At 74.3% G+C, this 22,137-nt stretch carries 19 protein-coding genes and 1 other RNA gene; 3 read left to right on the plus strand and 17 right to left on the minus strand.

The window, feature by feature from the left end:
- Positions 1-228: 228 nt before the first annotated feature.
- The 9 genes from LPA54_RS13585 to LPA54_RS13625 all read right to left on the minus strand — a co-directional run bounded on the left by LPA54_RS13585 (position 229) and on the right by LPA54_RS13625 (position 11,393).
- Positions 229-510 carry an HU family DNA-binding protein gene (locus tag LPA54_RS13585; RefSeq protein ID WP_058944816.1) on the minus strand — a complete coding sequence of 94 codons (282 nt, stop codon included), beginning with the start codon at positions 508-510 and terminating at the stop codon, positions 229-231.
- 355 nt (positions 511-865) lie between these two features.
- Positions 866-2,290: an NAD-dependent malic enzyme gene (locus LPA54_RS13590; RefSeq protein WP_228977202.1), complete on the minus strand. Its 1,425-nt coding sequence runs from the start codon at positions 2,288-2,290 to the stop codon at positions 866-868.
- 375 nt (positions 2,291-2,665) lie between these two features.
- Entirely contained in the window at positions 2,666-4,954 is a 2,289-nt protein-coding gene (locus tag LPA54_RS13595; RefSeq protein ID WP_228977204.1) for a UvrD-helicase domain-containing protein, read from the minus strand.
- A 91-nt stretch (positions 4,955-5,045) separates the two neighbouring features.
- Entirely contained in the window at positions 5,046-5,840 is a 795-nt protein-coding gene (locus tag LPA54_RS13600) for an anti-sigma factor (RefSeq protein WP_228977205.1), read from the minus strand.
- Positions 5,837-6,472, minus strand: a complete 636-nt coding sequence (locus tag LPA54_RS13605; RefSeq protein WP_228977207.1) for a sigma-70 family RNA polymerase sigma factor — start codon at positions 6,470-6,472, stop codon at positions 5,837-5,839. The genes LPA54_RS13600 and LPA54_RS13605 overlap by 4 nt, the downstream gene beginning before the upstream one ends.
- Before the next feature lie 26 nt (positions 6,473-6,498).
- On the minus strand, positions 6,499-7,089 hold the full coding sequence (locus LPA54_RS13610) for an ABATE domain-containing protein (protein ID WP_228977294.1): 591 nt from the start codon (positions 7,087-7,089) through the stop codon (positions 6,499-6,501).
- Between the two features lie 398 nt (positions 7,090-7,487).
- Positions 7,488-8,756, minus strand: a complete 1,269-nt coding sequence (locus LPA54_RS13615) for a uroporphyrinogen-III synthase (RefSeq protein ID WP_228977209.1) — start codon at positions 8,754-8,756, stop codon at positions 7,488-7,490.
- 75 nt (positions 8,757-8,831) lie between these two features.
- Entirely contained in the window at positions 8,832-10,286 is a 1,455-nt protein-coding gene (locus LPA54_RS13620; protein ID WP_228977210.1) for a NarK/NasA family nitrate transporter, read from the minus strand.
- Between the two features lie 138 nt (positions 10,287-10,424).
- Entirely contained in the window at positions 10,425-11,393 is a 969-nt protein-coding gene (locus tag LPA54_RS13625) for a LysR family transcriptional regulator (RefSeq protein ID WP_228977211.1), read from the minus strand.
- Between the two features lie 85 nt (positions 11,394-11,478).
- On the opposite strand from LPA54_RS13625, the gene LPA54_RS13630 reads away from it, so the two are divergent.
- Both LPA54_RS13630 and LPA54_RS13635 read left to right on the plus strand, forming a co-directional pair.
- Positions 11,479-12,861 carry an MFS transporter gene (locus LPA54_RS13630; protein ID WP_228977212.1) on the plus strand — a complete coding sequence of 461 codons (1,383 nt, stop codon included), beginning with the start codon at positions 11,479-11,481 and terminating at the stop codon, positions 12,859-12,861.
- Positions 12,833-13,321, plus strand: coding sequence for a GNAT family N-acetyltransferase (locus LPA54_RS13635; protein WP_228977213.1), 489 nt, complete (start codon positions 12,833-12,835; stop codon positions 13,319-13,321). Before LPA54_RS13630 ends, LPA54_RS13635 begins: the two co-directional genes overlap by 29 nt.
- Before the next feature lie 184 nt (positions 13,322-13,505).
- Here the strand turns inward: LPA54_RS13635 and ssrA are convergent.
- The 5 genes from ssrA to ftsE form a co-directional block, all read right to left on the minus strand.
- Positions 13,506-13,876: a transfer-messenger RNA gene (gene ssrA / locus LPA54_RS13640) on the minus strand.
- Positions 13,877-13,973: 97 nt separating this feature from the next.
- Entirely contained in the window at positions 13,974-14,453 is a 480-nt protein-coding gene (gene smpB, locus LPA54_RS13645; protein WP_228977220.1) for an SsrA-binding protein SmpB, read from the minus strand.
- An 18-nt stretch (positions 14,454-14,471) separates the two neighbouring features.
- On the minus strand, positions 14,472-15,722 hold the full coding sequence (locus tag LPA54_RS13650; RefSeq protein WP_228977223.1) for a S41 family peptidase: 1,251 nt from the start codon (positions 15,720-15,722) through the stop codon (positions 14,472-14,474).
- 69 nt (positions 15,723-15,791) lie between these two features.
- Positions 15,792-16,709, minus strand: coding sequence for a permease-like cell division protein FtsX (gene ftsX, locus LPA54_RS13655; RefSeq protein WP_228977225.1), 918 nt, complete (start codon positions 16,707-16,709; stop codon positions 15,792-15,794).
- A gap of 72 nt (positions 16,710-16,781) precedes the next feature.
- The gene (gene ftsE, locus LPA54_RS13660) at positions 16,782-17,471 is read right to left on the minus strand and encodes a cell division ATP-binding protein FtsE (protein WP_058945500.1); all 690 of its coding nucleotides are present in this window, start codon (positions 17,469-17,471) and stop codon (positions 16,782-16,784) included.
- Positions 17,472-17,747: 276 nt separating this feature from the next.
- Between ftsE and LPA54_RS13665 the strand changes: the two genes are divergently transcribed.
- Entirely contained in the window at positions 17,748-17,942 is a 195-nt protein-coding gene (locus LPA54_RS13665) for a hypothetical protein (RefSeq protein ID WP_228977227.1), read from the plus strand.
- Positions 17,943-18,151: 209 nt separating this feature from the next.
- Here LPA54_RS13665 and LPA54_RS13670 read toward each other — a convergent pair whose 3' ends face one another.
- The 3 genes from LPA54_RS13670 to LPA54_RS13680 form a co-directional block, all read right to left on the minus strand.
- A complete protein-coding gene (locus tag LPA54_RS13670; protein ID WP_228977229.1) occupies positions 18,152-19,171 on the minus strand; it encodes a hypothetical protein in 1,020 nt (339 codons plus the stop codon).
- A gap of 441 nt (positions 19,172-19,612) precedes the next feature.
- Positions 19,613-20,719, minus strand: a complete 1,107-nt coding sequence (gene prfB, locus LPA54_RS13675) for a peptide chain release factor 2 (protein ID WP_228977234.1) — start codon at positions 20,717-20,719, stop codon at positions 19,613-19,615.
- Between the two features lie 127 nt (positions 20,720-20,846).
- Complete coding sequence (locus LPA54_RS13680; RefSeq protein WP_228977235.1) at positions 20,847-22,106, minus strand: serine/threonine-protein kinase; 1,260 nt, start codon at positions 22,104-22,106, stop codon at positions 20,847-20,849.
- Between the last annotated feature and the right edge of the window lie 31 nt (positions 22,107-22,137).

Genomic DNA, 22,137 nt, shown 5'->3' on the forward strand with positions numbered 1-22,137 from the left:
CCCCCGGCCGGGGGTCCGGGGTGGCGGTGGGCGGTGGGGCATCCGGCGCCCGCCGGGCGGTGTCTGAGTGGACGTCACCTCGCACGTACGACGACGGCCCCCCGTGATCCACGGGGGGCCGTCGTCGTGGTGCGGTGCCGGCACGGGCCCTGGGAGGGCCGTACGCGGGCGAACGGAAGGGCGGTCACCCTCCGCAGGGTGACCGCCCTTTCCACACGCCTGGGGGCCTTACTTGCCCTTCGCGGCTTCCTTGAGCTTCGAGCCCGCGGAGACCTTCACGCTGTAACCGGCCGGGATGTCGATCGGCTCGCCGGTCTGGGGGTTACGAGCGGTGCGAGCGGCACGGTGGGTGCGCTCGAAGGTCAGGAAGCCGGGGATGGTGACCTTCTCGTCGCCCTTGGCGACGACCTCACCGATGGTCTCGGCGAGCGCGGCCAGCACGGCGTCGGCGTCCTTGCGGGTCACCTCGGCGCGGTCGGCCAGGGCGGCCACCAGCTCACTGCGGTTCATGTTGTTACTCCCGTGTTCTTCTTGCCTGTGAGGCGTGAGATCGAAGCCGATGCTGCCAGGGCCCTAGGACAGTGCTCGGACCCGGGTCTGCCGTCAGACCCTCGCGCCCGAATACGCATCCTGCCCCCACCAGCGGCGGGAAAGCCAATCCGGCACCCTCCGGAGTCACACGAAGAGCGCCACAGCCCGGTCCCGGTGACGTCCGCGCGGCCGTGCAACCGGCCGCGCGGAGACGTCTCGGAGACCTGCCGGCGACGAAGCGCCACCCTACGGGCGGGGGCGGACGCCCGCGCTCCGCGACGCGCCGGGGGCGGCACGGGGTGCGTTGCGCCACACCGTGCCGCCCGCCGGGGCGTCAGGCGGAGGGCTGGTCCGCCTGGGCCGCCTTCGCGGCGTTGCGTACGGCACCGGCCACGGCGCCCGCGACCTTGTCGTTGAAGACCGACGGGACGATGTAGTTGGCGTTGAGCTCCCCGTCGGTGACGACGTCGGCCAGCGCGGTCGCCGCCGCGAGCATCATGTCGGTGTTGACCGTACGCGACTGGGCGTCCAGCAGGCCGCGGAACACTCCCGGGAAGACCAGCACGTTGTTGATCTGGTTGGGGAAGTCGGAGCGGCCGGTGGCCACCACGGCGGCGGTCTGGCGGGCGATCGCCGGGTCGACCTCGGGGTCCGGGTTCGCGAGCGCGAACACGATCGCGTCGCCGGCCATGGCGGCGACGTCGTCACCGTCGAGGACGTTCGGCGCGGAGACGCCGATGAAGACGTCCGCGCCGACCACGGCCTCCTTCAGGGTGCCGGTGACGCCCTCGGGGTTGGTGTTGTCGGCGATCCAGCGCAGCGGCGACTCGGGGGCGGCGTCGACGAGGTCCTCGCGGCCCGCGTGGACGACGCCGTGGATGTCGGCGACGACGGCGTGCTTGACGCCCGCGGCGATGAGCAGCTTGAGGATGGCCGTGCCGGCGGCGCCGGCGCCCGACATGACGACCCGTACGTCCCCGATGGCCTTGCCGACGACGCGCAGGGCGTTGGTGAGGGCGGCGAGCACGACGATCGCGGTGCCGTGCTGGTCGTCGTGGAAGACCGGGATGTCGAGGGCCTCGCGGAGCCGGGCCTCGATCTCGAAGCAGCGCGGCGCGGAGATGTCCTCCAGGTTGATGCCGGCGAAGCCCGGGGCGATGGCCTTGACGATCTCGACGATGGCGTCGCTGTCCTGGGTGTCCAGGCAGATCGGCCAGGCGTCGATGCCGGCGAACCGCTTGAACAGCGCCGCCTTGCCCTCCATGACGGGCAGCGCGGCCTTCGGGCCGATGTTGCCGAGGCCGAGGACGGCGGAGCCGTCCGTCACGACCGCGACGGAGTTGCGCTTGATGGTGAGGCGGCGGGCGTCCTCGGGGTTCTCGGCGATGGCCATGCAGACGCGGGCGACGCCCGGCGTGTAGACCATGGACAGGTCGTCGCGGTTGCGGATGGGGTGCTTCGACGCCATCTCGATCTTGCCGCCGAGGTGCATCAGGAACGTGCGGTCCGAGACCTTGCCGAGGACGACGCCCTCGATGCCGCGGAGCTTGCCGACGATCTCGTCGGCGTGCGCGGTGGAGGTCGCCGCGATGGTCACGTCGATCCGCAGCTTCTCGTGGCCGGAGGCGGTCACGTCGAGGCCGGTGACGGAGCCTCCGGAGGACTCCACGGCCGTGGTGAGCTGGGAGACCGCGGTTCCGCTCGCGGGCACCTCCAGCCGGACCGTCATCGAGTACGAGACGCTGGGCGCCGTTGCCATGGCCGACTTCCTCTGCTTTCCCTAGCTTCGTTGCTACCCCCGGCGCGGCGGTGGCCGCGTGGGGGCCCTCCGATGGTCGCACCTACCTGCGAGTAGCAGGTAATACGGTCTTTTTGTTTTCGGAAACTGTTTTCCACCATACGAGAGAACGCGAGCAAAAAGGAAGCGGGTCCACGCCATCACCTCGGATGACGTGGACCCGCTTCCCACGTTGACGACACCGGCCCGCCATGCTCGCCTCGCGGCAAGTGGTCGCTCGTAGCGACTAAGGTTGGGCCCGGGGGCTTGGATCGAGCCGGTGCCGTATCCAGGCTAACAAACCCCTCCGGCAAGCGATTCCCACACCGCCGGATCCACCCCCGAACGGCCCCCCGCTCAGTCGCGCAGGAGGTCCGGCACCCCCGCCGCGTCCGGCTCGTCCCGGCGGCCCGAGACGACCGTGAGCTGCTGCGTGGCCCGCGTCAGCGCCACGTACAGCACCCGCAGCCCGGCCGGGGACTCGTCGGCGATCTCGGCTGGCGAGACGACGACCGTCGCGTCGTACTCCAGGCCCTTGGCCTCCAGGCTGCCCAGCGCCACCACGCGGTCGCCGAGCCCGGCCAGCCAGCCCGCGGCCTGCTCGCGCCGGCTCATGGCGACGACGACGCCCACGGTGCCGTCCACGCGCTCCAGCAGGCGGCGCGCCTCGTCCCGGACCACCTCACCCGGCTCCCGGTCGCCGACGGCCGTGAAGCGCGGCTCCAGGCCCGTGGAGCGGACCGCGCGCGGCGACTCGGCGCCCGGCATCGCCAGGGCCAGGACGCGGGCGGCCAGCTCGGCGATCTCGGCAGGGTTGCGGTAGTTGACCGTGAGGGTGAAGCGGCGGCGCGGGCGGCGGCCCAGGGCCTCGTCGCGCGCCTCGGCGGCCTCGTCCGGAGCCGACCACGACGACTGCGCCGGGTCGCCGACCACCGTCCACGTCGCGTGCCGGCCGCGGCGGCCGACCATCCGCCACTGCATGGGCGTGAGGTCCTGCGCCTCGTCCACGATGACGTGGGCGTACTCGGTGCGCTCCTGCGCCAGCCGCTCGGCCCGCTCGCGCTGCGTCTCCTGCCGTACCGGCATCAGCTCCTCCAGGCCGGTGAGCTGGTCCAGGGGGTCCAGCTCGCGTCTGCGGCGCGGCCGGGCCGGGGCGCCCAGGAGGGTGTGGAGCTCGTCCAGGAGGGCCACGTCGTGCACGGAGTACCCCTCGCGGCGCAGCGAGCGGGCCACCCGGCGCACCTCGCCCGGGTTGAGGACGCGGCGCGCCCAGCGGCCGAGCCGCTTCTCGTCGGCCATGGCGGAGAGCACGGCGCGGGGGGTGAGCTCGGGCCACCAGGCGTCGAGGAAGCCGGTGAAGGAGTCCTCGGTCGTGACGTCCTCGTCGAAGGACGAGCGCAGCTCGGCGGCGAGCTCCGGGTCGGCGTGCCGGGTGCCGGCGCCGGTCTTCGCGTACAGGGCGTCGAGGAGGAGCCGGCGGGCGCGCGGGCGCAGCAGGTTCACCGGCGCGGTGCCGCCGAGGGCGTCGTGCCGGATGCGGGCGAGCTCGTCGGCCTCCAGCTCGACGCGCCGCCCGAAGGCGACGACGCGCAGCCGGTCCGGGGCGTCGCCGAGCTCCAGGGCGCCGCGGGCGGCCCTGCGCAGGACCTGGAGCATCCGCGAGGAGCCCTTGGCGCGGGCGACGGCCGGTTCGTCGTACGCGGTGGCCTCCACGCCGTCGACGAGGCTGCCGACGGCGCGGACGGCGACCTGGCCCTCCTCGCCGAGGGACGGCAGGACGCCCTCGGTGTACGCGACGAGCAGCGGCGTCGGCGAGACGACGAGGATGCCGCCGGCGTAGCGGCGGCGGTCCTGGTACAGCAGGTACGCGGCGCGGTGCAGGGCGACGGCGGTCTTGCCGGTGCCGGGGCCGCCCTCGACGTACGTCACGGACGCCGCGGGGGCCCGGATGACCAGGTCCTGCTCGGCCTGGATGGACGCGACGATGTCGCGCATGGTGTGGCCGCGGGCCCGGCCCAGCGCGGCCATCAGGGCGCCGTCGCCGACCACCGCCAGCTCGGCGCCGCCGAGGGTCGCCGTCAGCTCCGGGCGCATCAGGTCGTCCTCCACGCCGAGGACCCGGCGGCCCTTGGAGCGGATGACGCGGCGGCGCACCACGCGGCCGGGGTCGACGGGCGTGGCCCGGTAGAACGGCGCGGCGGCCGGGGCGCGCCAGTCGATGACGAGCGGGCTGTAGTCGGTGTCGAGGACGCCGATGCGGCCGATGTGGAGCGTCTCGGCGATCTCCGCGGTGGCGTCCGGGCGCACGGCGTCGTCGGCGGGCTCGACGGAGGTGTAGGCGCCGTCGGGGCCCTTCTTGCCGTCCTTGCCGCGCAGCAGGTCGATGCGGCCGAAGAGGAAGTCCTCGAACTCGCTGTTCAGACGGTTGAGGTGGACCCCCGCCCGGAACACCTGGGCGTCGCGCTCGGCGAGGGCGCCGGGCGTGCCGACCTGCCCCTGCCGAGCCGCGTCGTGCATGAGGAACTCCGCCTCGTGGATCTTCTCCTCGAGGCGGCGGTACACCTGGTCCAGGTGGTCCTGCTCGACACCGATCTCGCGGTCCCGAATCGTGTCGACGACCACACGGTCGGCTTCCTGCGCGGCCACCAGGGGCCCCCTTCTGACGTGCACTGGGCAGCCGTCGAGGGTACGCCACGGGGGCCGCGATGTCAGGCGGGCCGTCCCGGTCGGACGCGTCCTACGTCGGGATCGTGACCAGGCTGCGTCCGTCGAAGGTGCGCACCTCGAACCGGTCGATGGCGCCCGGGGCCATGGCGGCGGCGCCGTGGACGTACAGCGGCTTCCTCGCCGTCTCGTTCGGGCTGTCCGCGATGCCGTACCCCCATTTCGGGACGGACCAGGACGAGACGATCTCCTCCTCGCCCGCCTTGGAGACGGCGACGAGGCGGCACTTCAGCGGCCCGGTGACGTTGCGCAGCTCCAGCATGGCGTCCGTGCCCCAGCCCTTCCCCTCCATGCCGACGGTGGCGCTGACCCGGGTCGTCGCGTCGGTCGCCGAGACCTTCCGCGCCAGCCCGGAGAAGACGTCCTCCGCCGCGACGCGCGTGGTGGTCGGCGCGTCGCCGGACAGGGCGCCCACGGCGAGCGCCGGCCCGCCGATCACCAGCACCGCGACGGCCGCGACGAGGTAGCGCGCCTTGCGGTGGCGGCGGGCGCGGTGCACGGACACCTCGTCGACGAGCCGGCTCAGCAGCGGCGGGCCGGGCGGGCCGGCCGGCGCGAAGGGCGCGGGCGGCGGCGGGGGCGGCGCGGTCACCGGCCGCTCGGCCGGGCCGGGCCCCTCCGCCAGGAGCGCCAGCATCGGCGGCATGCCGGCCAGCTCGTCCAGGCGGGCCGCGCACACTCCGCAGCCCGCGAGGTGGGCCTCGAAGGCGGTGGCGTCGGTGTCGTCGAGCACCCCCAGCACGTACGCGCCGACGGCGTCGTGCACGGACCCCTCGGCGTACTCCTCGCCGTAGCCGTGCGTCGTCATGCCGACACCCCCCTCTCCTCCAGTGCCAGCTTCATCGACCGCAGTGCGTAGAACACCCGGGACCGCACGGTCCCGCTCGGTATCCCCAGGGTCTGCGCGGCCTCGTTGACCGTACGCCCCTTGAAGTACGTCTCGATGAGGACTTCCCGATGGGCGGGGGTCAAATCGTCGAGTGCGTCCGACAACGTCATCAGCCACAGCGCCTTGTCGATCTCGTCCTCCGCGGGCATGACCTCCAGCGGCGACGGATCGACCTCCTGCGGCCGGGCCTGCCGGCTGCGGTGGCCGTCGATGACGATGCGCCGGGCGACCGTCACCAGCCAGGGTCGGACGGAGCCGGTGGCCCGGTTGAGCTGACCGGCGTTCTTCCAGGCACGGATGAGCGTCTCCTGCACCACGTCCTCCGCGCGCTGGCGGTCGCCGGCGACGAGGCGCAGCACGTAGGCGAGCAGGGGTCCGGCGTGCTCGGTGTAGAGCGACCGCATCAACTCCTCGTCGGGAGCGGGCGGGTTGGCGCGCGGAGCCTCCGCGCGGTGCCGGGCCCGACGCGCCCCACGGCGGTCATCGGCCACGGCGGCATCCTTGCGCACCCGAACCTCCCGGTCGAGACCCTTCCGACTCCTTGCCCCCATGACTACGGAGCGGGGAGCCGAACGTCTCAACGGCGCCGGGATTTTCCTCCGGAGGGTTCGGCGGTGCGGACGGCGCGCGCCCGGTGGCGGGCGACGCGCTCGCGGTTGCCGCACATCTCGCTGGAGCACCACCGGCGGCGCCCGCCGCGGGAGGTGTCCAGGTAGACGCGGTGGCAGTGGTCGCCCTCGCACTGGCGGATCAGGGCGCGCGCCTCGGGGTCGGTCAGGAGGTCGACGGCGTCGCGCGCGACGGTGGCGACGAGCGGGGCGCAGCGCGGGGCGCCTCCCAGGGCCCGTACGAGCCGGCCGTCGGGGCCGCGCACGGCGCGGGGGGCGGGGGGCGCGGCGGCGGCCGCGAGGGCGTTGAGCCGGTCCAGTGCCGCGGGCACGTCGGGGGTGTGGGCGCCCAGCTCGGCGCGGACCAGGACGCCGATGTGGACGCGGAGTTCGGCGAAGCGCTCCACCCAGTCGTCGTCCACGGCGGTGAGCGGCGTGCCGGGCGGTACGAGTCCGCAGCCCAGCAGCCAGCGGGCCAGCCGCCCGGGGTCGGTGGGTGGCTCGGCCAGTAAGGCCAGGCAGCGCCGCCCGGGATCGAACCGCCGTTCGTCGCCGTCCATGTGCCAGTCACCGCCTCGGGTCACCGCGGAGCCGTCCGTCGTCCGCCGTCCGTCCCCAGGGTGCCCGTCGATGCCGCGCCCGGGAAGGCCGCGCGCGGCATCCGCCCGCCGCGGGGCCGGGCCGGGGGCGAGGGCGGGCGGGGTACGCGGCCCGGGGCGTCCGGTATCCGAACGGGCGGCGCCCGTCGGGGCGTCCGGCCGCGCGCGGGCGGCCGGGGCGGGGGCTTCCGGGCCGCGCGCGGGCGGCCCGGGCGGGGGCAGCCTGGCGGGGGTCGCGGCGGGGCCGTGTCGGGGCCTGGCGGGGGCCGTGTCGGGGCCGTGGCGGCAGATTCGTCGCGGGCCTGCGTCGGGGCCCGGTCGGGACCGCGTCGTGGCTCGGGGCCGGCGCCCCCGGCCGGTCACCGCTCGGCGTCGCCGCCCGCCGCCGCGTCCGCGCCCGCGCCGGTGCCCACCGTCGGGTCCGTGCCCACCGTCGGGTCCGTACCCGCCGTCGGGTCCGTGCCCGCGTCCGTGCCCGCCGTCGGGTCCGTGCCCGCGTCCGCGTCCGCCGTCGGGTCGAGGGCCAGGCGGTAGCCGCGCTTGACCACCGTCTGGATCAGCTTCGGCGCGCCCAGCGCGGAGCGCAGTCGGGCCATGGCGGTCTCCACGGCGTGCTCGTCGCGGCCCGCGCCGGGCAGGGCCCGCAGCAGCTCCGCGCGGGAGACGACCCAGCCGGGGCGGCGGGCCAAGGCGTTCAGCAGCGACATGCCGGCGGGCGGCACCGGCCGCAGCGCGCCGTCCACCAGGACCGCGTGGCCGCGGATCTCGACGCGGCGGCCGGCCACGGGCAGGGTCCGCGCCCTGGCCGGCAGCTCCTGGCACAGCAGCTGGACCAGCGGGCCGAGCCGGAAGCGTTCGGGCTGGTGGGTGTCCACGCCGTGGCTCTGCAGCGGTACGGCGGTGACCGGGCCGACGCACGCGGGCAGCACGTCGTGGCGCAGCGCGTCGAGCAGCTCGGCCCGCAGTCCCCGGCCGTGGGCGCGGGCCAGCAGGGACGCGGCGGCGGGAGCGCTGGTGAACGTCACGGCGTCCAGCGACCGCGCCAGGGTCGCGTCGAGGAGCCGGTCCAGGGGGGCCGGGTCCTCCGGCGGCATCCACCGGTACACCGGAACGACGACCACGTCCGCGCCGGCGTCCTCCAGGGCCTCCACGAAGCCCGGCAGCGGTTCGCCGTGGAGCTGGAGGGCGATGCGGCGGTCGGCGACGCCCTGGTCGAGGAGGCGGTCGAGGACCTCGGCCATGGACTCGCCAGCCGGCGACCACTCCTCGGTCAGCCCCGCGGCCCGTACGGCGCCCTTCACCTTGGGGCCGCGGGCGAGGACCCGTACGCCCCGCAGGCACGCGACGAGCTCCTCCCCCTGCCCCCAGCCGTCGGCGGCCTCCAGCCAGCCGCGGAAGCCGATGGCGGTGGTCGCGACGACGGTGTCCGGGGGGTCGGCGACGAGGGCCTTCGTCGCCTCCAGGAGTTCCGCGTCGTCGGCGAGCGGCACGATGCGCAGCGCGGGGGCGTGGAGTACCGCCGCCCCCCGGCGCTGCAGCAGCGCGCCCAGTTCGTCCGCGCGGCGGGCCGCGGTGACGCCGACCGTGAAGCCCGCGAGGGGGCCGTGCTCCTGCTGCTGCTCGTGCATGGGGCCCGAGCCTGACAAGGGTGCGTGACAGTCGGGGTTCGCCGAGGTTTCCCCGCCGTTACGGACCATGTGCGCTCACACCTCCGAGTAGCCGAACCGGCGCCGCGCCGGGCCGTCGCCGGCCGCGGCGTCCACCGCGTCCGCGGCGTCCACCGCGTCCACCGGGCCGCCCGTGCCGGCCGGGAGGACCGGGAGGGCCGCCGTGACAGCCGGGGCGGTGGTGCCGCCCGCCGGGTCGGCCGCCGGCTTGCGAAGGTACACCGCCCACGTCACCGCGATGCAGGCGCCGTAGAAGACGAGGAAGGCGACGAAGGCGGACGTGCCGGTCCCGGCGGTCTGGAAGGACTGGCGGAAGGCGAGGTTGATGCCCAGTCCGCCGACGGCCCCGATCGCGCCGATCAGGCCCATGGAGGCGCCGGAGATGCGGCGCCCGTACGCGTCGGCCTCCTCGCCCGCCAGGCCGGCGGCGTGCGCCTTCGCCTTGAAGATCGCCGGGATCATCTTGAACGTCGAGCCGTTCCCGAGGCCGCTGAGGACGAACAGGGAGGTGAAGCCGACGAGGAAGACCGCGAACGACTCGGCGAGCGAGGCGAGCACGACGACACCGGTCGCGGCGGCCATCGCCGCGAAGGTGCCGAGGGTGATGCGGGCACCGCCGTACCGGTCGGCCAGGGAGCCGCCGACGGGCCGGATCAGGGAGCCGAGGAGCGGGCCGACGAACGTGAGCGACGCGGCCTCCAGCGGGGTCCGCCCGAACTGGGTCTGCAGGACCAGTCCGAAGGCGAAGCTGTAGCCGATGAACGAGCCGAAGGTGCCGACGTAGAGGAACGCCATGATCCAGGTGTGGGCGTCGCGGGCGGCCTCCTTCACCGCGCCGGTGTCGTTCCGCACCGGGGCGAGGTTGTCCATGAAGAGCGCGGCGCAGACCGCCGCGACGACGATCAGCGGCAGGTAGAGGCCGAGGACGATCCTCGGGTGGGCGGCACCGGCCGTGCCGATGACGGCGAGGCCGACCAGCTGCACGACGGGGACGCCGATGTTGCCGCCGCCGGCGTTGAGCCCGAGGGCCCAGCCCTTGCGGTGGAGGGGGAAGAACGCGTTGATGTTCGTCATGGAGGAGGCGAAGTTGCCGCCGCCGACCCCGGTGAGCGCGGCCACGAGGACGAAGGTCGTGTACGACGTGCCGGGCTCCATCACCGCGTAGGCGGCGCCCGTCGGCAGCAGGAGCAGCAGCGCGCCGGCCACCGTCCAGTTCCGCCCGCCGAAGCGGGCGACGGCGAAGGAGTACGGGACGCGGATGACCGCGCCGACGAGCGTGGCGACCCCGATGAGGAAGAACTTGCCGGCCGGGTCGATGCCGTACTCGGGTCCCATGAACAGCACCATCACGGACCACAGGGTCCACACGGAGAAGCCGATGTGCTCGCAGACCACGGAGAAGAGCAGGTTGCGGCGGGCGACGCGCTCGCCCTTCTCCCGCCAGAAGACCTCGTCCTCCGGGTCCCACTCCTGGATCCACCGTCCGCCCATCGCGCACCTCCGCTGTGTCGGTCCCTGAACGCCGTCCGGGGCCGACGCTAGGCAGGGCGCGTTTCGGCCCGGTCATCGAAGGTGACCGGCCGGAAACCTTGCTCTCACCGGGGGCGGGGGCGCGGTGTGAGCGCCGGCTCAGCCGGTGGGGCGCATGAGGGCGGCGTCGGCGTCGGGGAGCCAGGCCCCGTCCGGGACGACCAGCCACTCCTCCGCGGCGGCGAGCTCGCCGGCGGCGGTGCGCAGCGCGTCGAGGCCGGGGTGCTTCAGCCCCCTGCGCCACACCATCGCCACGGGTGACAGCGGTACGGGCCGTACCAGCGGCCGGCGGACGGTGTCCGGCATGGCCTGGAAGTCCACCACGGCCAGCACCGGCGTGCGGCCCTTGGCCATGACGCGGCGGAACTCCTCCACGCCGACGGCCAGCGGGGCGGGCGGGGCGACGCGCACCCCGTGGCCGGCGAAGAGCAGCGCGGCGAGGTCGGTCCACTCGCGGGTGCGCGGGTTGCCCGCCCCGGCGTACAGCGCCTCCCCGGCGAGCGCGGACAGCTCGACCTCGTCCCGGTCGGCGAGGGGGTGGTCGGCCGGGAGGATCACCGCCATCCGCTCGTACCGCACGGGCTGCCAGGCGAGCCGGGCGCGGACGGCCGGGTCGAGGCCGGCGACGCGGCCGAAGGAGACGTCGAGGCGGCCGGCGAGGATCTCGGCGGCCGCGCCGGTCAGGCCGCTCTCGTAGCGGGCCATCAGCTCGCAGTCGGGCGCGAGCCGCCGGGCGCGCTCCAGGACCCGGCCGGTGCAGATGGCGGGCGTGTTGAGGTCCACGAGCAGGGGGCGGGGGCCGGTGTCGGTGAAGGCGGCGGCGAGGTCGTCGTACGCGGCGAGGACGGCCTCGGCGTACGGCCGCAGGCGCTCGCCCGCGGGGGTGAGCGCGACCTGCCGGGTCGTGCGGACGAACAGCTCCGTGCCGAGGTCCCGCTCCAGGCGCCGGATGTCCCGGCTGAGCGCCTGCTGGGCGACGTAGAGGCGGGCGGCGGCGCGGGTGAAGTGCAGCTCGTCGGCGACGGCGGTGAACGCGCGCAGGAGCCGGGGATCGATGTCGGGGACCACGCCCGGGAACCTACAACACAGGTGCGTCAATCGCCGCTGATCAGGTGTTGGACCCCGGGCGGGGGCGGCACGGAGGGTGGTGGCCATGCCCCCGTACCCGACGAAGGCCGCGCCCGTGCCGGCCGTGGCCCCCGGCTCCCTCGTCCTCGCCCCCCGCTACGGCGGGCCTGACCCCGCGCCCCGCCCGCCCGGCGGCGGGCCCCGTCCGGGGCGCCGGCCCCGCCCGCCCGGCCCCGGGCGGCGGCGCGTCCGCAACCCGTACGCCCGGCTCTTCGACCGGCCGGGCACGCGCGCGTTCACCGCGGGGAACCTCGTCGCCCGGATCCCGATGGGCATGTTCACCGTCAGCGCGGTCATCATGATCGCCGAGACGCGGGGCTCGTACGCGCTGGCCGGTGCCGTCACCGCGACCGGGCTGGCCGCGACGGCGGTCGTCGCGCCGTTCACGGCCCGACTCGTCGACCGGTACGGGCAGGCGCGCGTCGCCGTCCCCGCCACCCTGCTCGCCGTGCTCGGCTCGCTCGCCCTGCTGCTGTGCGTCCGTCACCAGGCGCCGGCCTGGACGCTGTTCGCCGCGTACGCCGCGACGGCGACCACCCCGAACACCGGCGGCATGTCCCGCGCCCGCTGGGCCCACCTGTACCGGGACGACCCGGAGGCGGCGCACACCGCGAACGCCTTCGAGCAGGCCGTGGACGAGCTGTGCTTCGTCCTGGGCCCGGTGCTCGCCGCGTTCCTGTGCGCGGCGCTCTTCCCGGAGGCGGGCACCCTCGTGGGGGCGGTCCTGCTCCTCACCGGCGTGCTGCTGTTCACCGCGCAGCGCGCCACCGAACCGCCGGCCGCCCCGCGCCGGGCCGGGCACCGCGCCCGCTCCCCGCTGCGCACGGCCGGGATGCCGGCGCTGCTGGTGGTCTTCCTGGCGACGGGCGCGGTCTTCGGCTCCCTGGAGATCGTGACGCTGGCGTTCGTGGACGGCCCGGTGGCGGGCCCGGTCATGGCGCTCCAGGCGTTCGGCTCGTTCCTGGCGGGCCTCGCGTACGGCTCCGCGCGCCCGGCCGCGGACCCGGCCCGGCGGCTGCGCGTCTGCCTGGCGGCGATGACCGCCCTGATGGCGGGCCCGCTGCTCGCCTCCGGGACGGGCTCGCTGCCCGCCCTGGCGGGCGCGCTGCTGCTGGCGGGGATGGCGACGGCGCCGACGCTGGTGACGGGCACGACGCTGGTGCAGCGCCTGACCCCGGCCGGGCAGCTGAACGAGGGCATGACCCTCGCGGTGACCGCCCTGCTCGGCGGCGTCTCGGCCGGCGCGGCGGCGGGCGGCTGGCTCGTGGAGCACGCGGGCCCCGGCACGGCGTACGCCCTGCCGGTGGCGGCGGCGGCCCTGGCGCTGTGCCTGGCGGTGGCGGGCCGGCCCCGCCGGCCGCTGCCGTATGCTCCGGCGCATGCTGAGGGTGGAACGACTGCGGGCTGACCACGCGCCCGCGCTGCTGGATTTCGAGCGGGAGAACCGCGCCTGGTTCACCCGCTCGATACCGGACCGGGGCGACGCGTACTTCACGGAGTTCGACGACCGGCACCGCACGCTCCTCGCCGAGCAGGAGGCCGGCCTGCGCCACTTCCACGTCGTCCTGGACGGCGACGGGGAGCTGGTCGGCCGGGTCAACCTCGTCTGCGTCGAGCAGGGCGCGGCCGAACTCGGCTACCGCGTCGCCGAGCGGGCGGCGGGCCGGGGCGTGGCGTCGGCGGCGGTCGCCGAGGTGTGCCGGCTCGCGGCCCGGGCGTACGGCCTGGCGGAGCTGCGGGCGGTGACGACCCTCGACAACCCGGCCTCCCGCGCGGTGCTGGAGCGCAACGGCTTCGAGACCGTCGGCACCCTGACCCTCACCGGCCGCCCGGGCCTGCGCTACCGCCGCCTCCTCACCCCGCCCTGACCCCCGCGGCCACCCGCCGGGCCACGGCGGGCCCGACGGGCCGGACCGGGCTCGGTCGGGCCGGACCGGGCTCGGTCGGGCCGGACCGGGCTCGGTCGGGCCGGACCGGGCTCGGTCGGGCCGGACCGGGGTACGACAGAGGCCCGGCCGCCTGATGGCTGCCGGGCCTCTGCCCACATGGGATGAGTGGAGATGGCGGGAATCGAACCCGCGTCCAACGGTGCGGAACCAGGGCTTCTCCGTGTGCAGTCCGCTGCGCTTTTCTCGGCCCCGGAGATCACGCGGACAAGTCTCCGACGGGCTCAGTCACTGTTTGGTTTCCCTCTACGCCCCGTGACCGGGCCTAGAGGTTTAGTTCCCTAGCTGATGCCAGGATCCGGGTCGGGAACAGCCCCGGGCTGACACTTCGCAAGCTCGCTACTCAGGCAGCGAGGGCGAAGGAATCGCGCTTGGTGTTGGCGATTATTGGTTGCGACATATGGTTTACGAGATCATTGCCGCTTCCTCGACACGCTTCCCCTGCTTCGACAGCCGCTGTCGAAACCGATCATCCCCATGTTGATTTTTCAATGTGCGCCCGCCAGGCGGGGCAGGTGCCATCGTACGTGACCAACGCACGACGATGCCAGCGCATTCCCGCCCGGGCGTCGGATCAGGCGCGCTGGCGGCGGCGGACCGCCGACACGGCCCGGTCGGTCTCGCGCCGGTCCTGCTTCTCCCGCAGCGTCTGCCGCTTGTCGTACTCCTTCTTGCCGCGGGCGAGCGCGATCTCGACCTTGGCCCGGCCGTCCTTGAAGTACAGCGCCAGGGGCACGATCGTGTGGCCCGTCTCCTGCGACTTCGACTCCAGCTTGTCGATCTCGGCCCGGTGCAGGAGCAGCTTCCGCTTGCGCCGCGCGGTGTGGTTGGTCCAGGTGCCCTGGCTGTACTCCGGCACGTGCACGTTGTGCAGCCACGCCTCGTGCGCGTCGATCTGCACGAAGCCGTCCACGAGCGAGGCCCGCCCCTGGCGCAGCGACTTCACCTCGGTGCCGGTCAGGACCAGACCGCACTCGTAGGTGTCCATGATGTGGTAGTCGTGCCGCGCCTTCTTGTTCTGCGCGATCATCTTGCGCCCTGTTTCCTTAGCCATAGTGCGGTCATTTTCGCACTAGGACCCCGCCCCGAGGCCACTCAATACCGTGCGGGCCCGCTCCACGGTGCCGGTCGGCGCCGGCACGTCGGGGATGAGGCCCCGCCCGTCGACGCGGGCGCCGGCCGGGGTGCGGTAGTGGCCGACGGTGAGTTCGGCGACCGACCCGTCGGGGAGCCGGCTCGGCATCTGCACGGAGCCCTTGCCGAAGGTGCGCGAGCCCACGGTGACGGCCCGGCCGCGGTCCTTCAGGGCCCCGGTGAGCAGCTCGGCGGCGCTCATCGTGCCGCCGTCGACGAGCGCGACGAGGGGCCGGGAGGTGTCGCCGCCCGGCTCGGCGTACAGGGCGTTCTCCGTGCCGTGCACGTCGTACGTGGCGACGAGGCCGCCGTCGAGGAAGGCCGACGCGGCGGCGACCGCCTCGGTGACGAGCCCGCCGCCGTTGCCGCGCAGGTCGAGCAGGATCCCGGCGCCCTCGGGCGCGGCGTCGACGGCCCGGCGGACGAGGTCGCCGCTGCCGCGGGTGAAGGCGGTGACGCGGATGACGACGGCGTCGCCGAGCCGCCGCACGGTGACCGGCTCGGTGGCGAGCCGGGCCCGGCGCAGGGTCGCGGTCCAGGCGCGCGCGCCGCGCTGGAGGTCGAGGACGACGGCGGTGCCCGCTCCGGCGCCCGCGGCCTCGCCGTCGGGGCCGTCGCCGCGCAGCAGGGCGACCACGTCGGCGGCGGTGCGCCCGCGCACGGCGCGGCCGTCGACGGCGCGGATCCGGTCCCCGGGGCGCAGCCCGGCCCGGGCCGCGGGGCCGCCGGGCTGTACCCGGTCCACCTCGACGTGCCCCTCGGCGGTACGGCGCGCCCACAGCCCGACGCCCGTGTACGAGCCGTCCAGGGCGCGCTGGAACTCCTCGTACTCGCGCTTGTCGTACACGGCGCCCCAGCGGTCCCCGCTGCGGCTGACGACCTCCTGGGCGGCCTCGGTGCCCGACTTGCCGTCGGCGGCCGCCTCGGCGGCGGCGCGGGCCACCTCGTCGCGCACGGTGCCGCCGCGCCGTGCGGCGGGCACGTCCCGGCCGGTCCCGGCGGGCACCCGTACGGCGGCACCGGCGTGGGCGGAACCTCCGGTGGCGGGGCGCGGCCCCTCGGCGTCGTCGCACGGGAGGGAGTCGGTGGCCGCGGCCGTCGCGAGGACGGTGGCGAAGAGCACGGTCAGGGCCGCCCCGCGCCGGACGCGGCGGGGCCGGCGCGCGGACTCGGGACCCGGCAGCGACATGCCGCCCACTTTAGGGGGTGGGCACGGCGCCGTACGTGGACCTCGCCCGCACGGCGCCAGGGGCGCTCGTCACACCTTCAGGTACTTGCGCAGCGCGACGGCGGCGGCCAGCGAGGGCATGAGCAGGCCGATGACCAGCACCAGCGGGAGGACGGAGAACACCGCGTCCCAGCCGATGAACTGGACCAGCGGCATCTGCTCGGCGAGGGAGAGCCCCGCGTCGATCAGGAAGTACCGGCCGACGAGCAGCAGGCCGCAGGCGACCAGGCCGCCGAGGAGGCCGGCGAAGGCGGCCTCCATGATGAACGGCATCTGGATGTAGAAGCTCGACGCGCCCACCAGCCGCATGATGCCCGTCTCGCGGCGCCGGCTGAACGCCGAGACGCGCACCGTGTTGACGATCAGCATCAGCGCGATGAGCAGCATCAGGCCCATGACGACGAGGGCGGCGACGTTCATGCCGCGCATCATGTTGAAGAGGTTCTCCAGGATGCCCCGCTGGTCCTGCACCGAGTGGACGCCGGCCCGGCCGGCGAACGCGGTGGCGACGACCTCGTACTTCTCCGGGTCCTTCAGCTTGACCCGGAACGACTCCTGCATCTGGTCCGGCGTGATCACGCTGGCGATGGCGGTGTCACCGTACTGCTCCCGGTAGTGCCGGTACGCCTCCTCCGCCGTCTCGTGGTGCACGGACTCCACGAGGTCCAGCTTCTTCAGGTCGGACTCGATCTGCTCCTTCTGCTGGGCGGTGACCGCCCCCTTGGAGCAGGTCTCCGACACCTCGGCGTCGTTCTTGTTGCAGAGGTAGACGGTGACGTTGACCTTGTCGTACCAGAAGTCCTTCATCGCGTTGACCTGCTGGCCCATGAGCACGGCGCCGCCGAACAGGGCCAGCGACAGGGCCACGGAGACGATGACGGCGAAGGTCATCGTGAGGTTGCGACGGAGGCCGACACCGATCTCCGAGAGTACGAACTGGGCGCGCATCGGGTGCGTTGAGCCTTTCCTTGCCGTGCGTGAGGACTGCCGCCGCGGACCGCCGCCGCCGGCGGCCGCCGGTCAGTGCTGGTAGCCGTAGACGCCGCGGGCCTGGTCGCGGACGAGCCGGCCCTTGTCGAGCTCGATGACGCGCTTGCGCATCTGGTCGACGATGTTCTGGTCGTGCGTCGCCATGATGACGGTCGTGCCCGTGCGGTTGATCTTGTCGAGCAGCTTCATGATGCCGACCGAGGTCTGCGGGTCGAGGTTGCCGGTCGGCTCGTCCGCGATCAGCAGCATCGGCCGGTTGACGAACGCGCGGGCGATGGCCACGCGCTGCTGCTCACCGCCGGACAGCTCGCCGGGCATCCGGTCCTCCTTGCCCGCGAGGCCGACCAGCCCGAGGACCTGGGGGACGGCCTTGCGGATCTCGCCTCGCGGCTTGCCGATGACCTCCTGCGCGAACGCGACGTTCTGCGCGACGGTCTTGTTCGGCAGCAGGCGGAAGTCCTGGAAGACGGTGCCCAGCTGGCGGCGCATGTGCGGCACCTTCCAGTTGGACAGCCGGGCCAGGTCCTTGCCGAGGACGTGCACCGTTCCCGTGCTGGCGCGCTCCTCGCGCAGGACCAGCCGCAGGAAGGTGGACTTCCCGGAGCCGGAGGATCCCACCAGGAAGACGAACTCGCCCTTCTCGATCTCCAGGGAGACGTCTCGGAGAGCGGCGTGGTTCTGCTTCGGGTAGGACTTGGAGACGTTGTCGAATCGGATCACGGGTGCACCCACGGTCGGCCGGGAGGAGTAGGTGAGCGTGACCATACGCGAACCGGGATGCCCCGTGCAGTCACCGCCCGGCCTTGCCCGGTTTGTCCGATCCTGCCGGTGGTGGTACGGCGCCCTGACCGGCGGGGACGTGAGGGCGCGCGCCTAAAATCGCGGGACCTGGCACAGTGGTGGGGGGAACGGACGCGTTTCCCTGAGCGTTGTGCGGAGAGAACCGCGTGGACATTCCGCGTCCGGCGGCTCCGCCACGCGGGAGGAGGAGAGCGCATGACCTACGACCGACTGGTGTGCGCCAACTGCGCGGCGCCCGTGAGCGAGGGTCGCTGCCCCGTGTGCCGGGCGAACCGCCAACGCATGCAGCAGAGCCCCTGGGGCGCCCTGAGCCCCGCCGCCCTGCTGACGCTCCTCCTGCTCCTGGTGGCGGCCGCGGCGGCGCTGGCGGTGGCCCACCAGCCCGCCTAGCCGGCGGCGAGGCGGCACGCAGACGGACGGCGAAGGGCCCGGACGACCGTGGAGACGGTCGTCCGGGCCCTTCCGCTTGCCCGGCGGGGGCCGGCCGGTGGACCCGTGGGCCCGCGCCGGCCGGCCGGGCCTTGGTCGGTGCCTCAGGCGGTGGTGCGTGGTGCCTCAGGCGCCCGGCCGTGGCGCCTCGGGCGAGGGTGCGCGGTGCCTCAGGCGACGGTGCGGCCGCCGGCGACCAGGCGCGGCAGCAGACGGAAGCCGACACCGCCGGCGATCATCGTCGCGGCGCCGAGCAGCAGGAACGTGGTCTCGCCGGCGCCGGTCTCGGCCAGCTCCTCCTTGGCCTCGCCCTGCTGCACCGGCTGGGAGCCGGCGTTGTTGGTGTCGGGGTTGTTGGTGTCGGCGCACTCGGCACCGTCGACGGTCACGGAGCAGCCGGCGTCCCCGCCGGTGGTACCGCCGTTGCCGCCGGTGGCGGCGGAGCCGGTGGTGCCGCCGTTGCCGCCGGTGGTGCCGCCGCTGCCCCCGGTGGTGGCGGAGCCGGTGGTGCCGGTGGAGCCCTCACCGCCGGTCGTGCCGGTGGAGCCGGTCGTACCGGTCGTACCGGTGGAGCCGGTCGTGCCGGTGGAGCCGGTCGTGCCGGTGGAGCCGCCGGTGGTACCGGTCGTGCCACCGTTGCCGCCGGTGGTACCCGTGGTGCCCGTGGTGCCGGTCTCGCCGGTGCTGCCGGTCGAACCGGTGGAGCCGGTCGAACCCGTGCCGCCCGTCGTACCGGTGGAGCCGGTGGTGCCGGTGGTGCCGGTCTCGCCCGTGCTGCCGGTGGTGCCCGTCGTGCCCGTGGTGCCGGTCTCGCCGGTGCTGCCCGTCGAACCGGTGGAGCCGGTCGTACCGGTGGTGCCGGTCTCGCCCGTCGACCCCGTCTCACCGGTGCTGCCGGTCGTGCCGGTCGTACCGGTGGTGCCGGTGGTGCCGGTGGTGCCGGTGGTGCCCGTCGTACCGGTCTCGCCGGTGCTGCCGGTCGTGCCGGTCGTGCCCGTCTCGCCGGTGCTGCCGCCCGTGGTGGAGTCGTCACAGGTGGGGTCGATCGGCGGGCACTCGTTGCCGATCGAGATTCCGAGGTCGATTTCCGTGGTGGCTTGCGCAACCCCGGCGGCCGTCAGGGACGCACCCGCGGCGATCACCGCACCGGCGGCTATCCGCGCGACCCTGACCCGCATCTTGTTCGTCATAAAGCTGCTACCCCCAGTAGCCGATCTCGTCAGTAGGGCAGCGCGCTCAGGGGCAACGGACGCTGGGGGCTTCGTGCCGTTCCCCCGGTCACACGCGCCCCGGACATGCGCATGCCGCGCGTCAGCTTTCCCAGTTTTCGATGCACCGTCAAGCTCGTTGCGCACGCGATGTCCGGAATGGGCGACCTTGCCTGAGGTGCGGGGATGCAACTGTGACGTAACCCGTGAGACCGGCCCTCACAAGGGCGGTTGGCATGTCGACAAAGCGAGACGGCACGCTGGCGACCCCTTGCGACAGCGAATCGCCAACGCCGGCCCGCCGCCGGCCCTGTCGCGACGGCGCCGCTGAGGAGACGTCAGGGGCCGGTGCCCGGACGGGTACACGGCGACGGCGCCGCTCCCCGGAAGGGGCGGCGCCGTCGTGCGGTGGTGCTGGGGGGCTTACTTCTCCTGCTGCTTGCGCCAGCGGATGCCCGCCTCCAGGAAGGCGTCGATCTCGCCGTCGAGCACGGCCTGCGGGTTGCCGACCTCGTGCTCGGTGCGCAGGTCCTTGACCATCTGGTACGGGTGCAGGACGTAGGAGCGCATCTGGTTGCCCCAGGAGCTGCCGCCGTCGCCCTTCAGGGCGTCCATCTTGGCGCGGTCCTCCTGGCGCTGGCGCTCCAGCAGGCGGGCCTGGAGGACGCGCATCGCGGACGCCTTGTTCTGGATCTGCGACTTCTCGTTCTGGCAGGAGACGACCACCCCGGTGGGGATGTGCGTGATGCGGACCGCGGAGTCCGTGGTGTTGACGGACTGGCCGCCGGGGCCGGAGGACCGGTACACGTCGATGCGGAGCTCGTTCTCCGGGATGTCGATGTGGTCGGTCTGCTCGACGACCGGGAGCACCTCGACGCCCGCGAAGGACGTCTGGCGGCGGCCCTGGTTGTCGAAGGGGGAGATGCGGACCAGGCGGTGCGTGCCCTGCTCGACGGAGAGCGTGCCGTACGCGTACGGGGCGTGCACCACGAAGGTGGTCGACTTGATGCCGGCCTCCTCCGCGTACGACGTCTCGTAGATCTCCGTCTTGTAGTCGTGCCGCTCGGCCCAGCGCAGGTACATGCGCTGGAGGCGCTCGGCGAAGTCGGAGGCGTCGACGCCGCCGGCCTCGGCGCGGATGGTGACGAGGGCCTCGCGCTCGTCGTACTCGCCGGAGAGGAGGGTGCGCACCTCCATCTCGTCGAGGGCCTTGCGGACATCGGTCAGCTCGGACTCGGCCTCGGCGAGGGTGTCCTGGTCGTCCTCGGCCTCGGCGAGCTCGAAGAGCACCGCGAGGTCGTCGATCCGGCTGCGCAGGCTCTCCGCCTTGCGCACCTCCGCCTGGAGGTGCGACAACCTGCTGGTGATCTTCTGCGCCGCCTCGGGGTCGTCCCAGAGGGACGGCGCGGCCGCCTGCTCCTCGAGCACGGCGATGTCCGCCCTCATCTTGTCGAGGTCGAGGACCGCCTCGATGGACCCCATGGTCGAGGTGAGGGACTTGAGCTCTTCGGATACGTCGACGACTGCCACGGGTCCAGCGTAACGGCTGCCCGCGGCAGCCCCCTCCCCCCAGGGCGGGCTGGGCGCCCCCCACCCGCCCGGCGGGCCCCTCCCCCGGGGGCGGCGCGGAGCGCTCCCGGGGGCGCTGGGGCCGAGGTCAGGGCTGTGCGGGGGCCGGGTCGGGAACGGTCTCCGGGGCGGAGCGCGGGGCATCCTGCGGCGGGGCCTCCGTGTCGTCGCCCGCCGCCGCGAACCAGCCCCCGACACCGACGGCGGCGGCCAGGGCGACGCCGGCGACCGAGATGACCAGACGGCGCCTGCGGACGGCCGAGGGCTTGTTGCGGGCCGAGCCGGGGCGGCGCTGGCCGGGCGCCCGGGGGGCGCGGGCGGTGCCGAGCGGGCCGCCGGAGAGCTCGTCGGGCCCGGGGACGCGCATCGACGTGTGGGTGTCGCGGCTGGAGTCCGTGGCCGAGCCGGGCACGAGGGGGACGGCGGACCTGCGCGGGCCGTTGGGGACGGTCGGGTACGGGTCGTCCTCGTACGGCTCCGACGCGGACTCCGCGCCCGGCTCGTCCACGTCGAGCGGCGGCATGTCCGCGACGAGCGGGGCGAGGTCGTGGAGGCGGGCGGCGAGCTCGGAGGCGCGCAGCCGGGAGGCGGGCGCCTTCGCCAGGCACTGGACGACCAGCTGCCACAGCTCGTCGGGGATGCCGGGGAGCGGGACGACCGTCTCGGTGACGTGGCGGCGCAGGACGGCGCCGGGGTGGCCGCCGCCGAACGGCGTGAAGCCGGCCAGCAGCTCGTACAGGACGGTGGCGAGGGCGTAGATGTCGACGGCCGCGCGGGGCGGCAGGCCCTCGACGATCTCGGGGGCGAGGTAGTCGGGCGTGCCGATGATGCGGTTGGAGCGGGTGCGGCGCGGGGTGTCGATGAGCTTGGCGACGCCGAAGTCCGTCAGCAGGGCGGGGTGGGCGCCGCCCGGCCCGAGGGGCCCCTCCATGTCGAGGAGGATGTTCTCGGGCTTCACGTCGCGGTGGACGACGCCGGCGGCGTGCGCGACGGCGAGGCCCTCGGCGACGTCGGCGACGATCGCGACGGCGGCGGCCGGGGCGAGCCGGCGCTCCCGGTCGAGGCGGCTGCGCAGGTCGGTGCCGCGCACGAGGTCCATGACGAGGGCGAGGTCGTTGCCGTCGACGACCAGGTCGCGCACGGCGACCACGCGGGGGTGTTCGAGCCCGAGCAGGGCGGTGCGCTCCTGGACGAAGCGCCCGACGAGCTCCTGGTCCGATGCCAGGTCCTCGCGGAGCAGCTTGATGGCGACGGGCCCCTCGGGACCCTCGCCGAGCCACACCGTGCCGGCGCTGCCCCGCCCCAGGATCTGGTGAGCCGTGTACCGGCTGCCGATTTTCCGTGCCAAGACTGCTCCCTCAGCGGCTGGCGTTCCCGAC

This window comes from Streptomyces sp. DH12 (assembly GCF_020873895.1).
GTDB lineage: Bacteria > Actinomycetota > Actinomycetes > Streptomycetales > Streptomycetaceae > Streptomyces.